The organism is Polaribacter sargassicola (assembly GCF_021991835.1).
Lineage (GTDB): Bacteria > Bacteroidota > Bacteroidia > Flavobacteriales > Flavobacteriaceae > Polaribacter > Polaribacter sargassicola.
This window is the reverse complement of the sequence record NZ_JAHDAU010000048.1, coordinates 1-422: the sequence shown is the minus strand read 5'-3', so window position 1 is coordinate 422 and position 422 is coordinate 1. Positions and strand designations below refer to the sequence as shown.

General features: G+C 72.0%; 1 protein-coding gene. It reads right to left on the bottom strand.

The genetic code is table 11. The features are described 5' to 3' along the window. Window positions 1-204 precede the first annotated feature (204 nt). A partial coding sequence (locus tag KI686_RS15760) for a FluC/FEX family fluoride channel (RefSeq protein ID WP_237590287.1) occupies window positions 205-422 on the bottom strand: 218 nt, incomplete at its 5' end.

Below are 422 nucleotides of genomic sequence, written 5' to 3'. Positions count from 1 at the left end.
GGCGATCATGCGGTGGGTGGGGGCGCCGACGCCGACCTCGACGATCAGCTCGGCCGCAGCCGCGACGATCTCGCGGCGGCGGGTCTCCGGATCGCGCCTGCGGCGCGTGACAGCATCCGACATCCCGACCCCCTCATGTACATCTGTACATTATCGGCCCTTGGAACCGGCTGAGAGCGGGCCGGAGCGCGCGATCAGGGTCGGTCAGAGCGCGTGACCGAGCGAGAGCCCGAGGGCCGCGGCGGCGAGGCCGGCCAGCAGCATTCCCCCGGCGTAGAGGGCGGATGCCCGGCGCTCCCCGTCTCGCCACAGCGCGACCGTGTCGATCATCGCGGTGCTGAACGTGGTGTAGCCGCCGAGGAAGCCGGTGCCGAGCACGAAAGCGGCGCCGGGCAGCATCCCGACCACCATGCCGAGCGCGA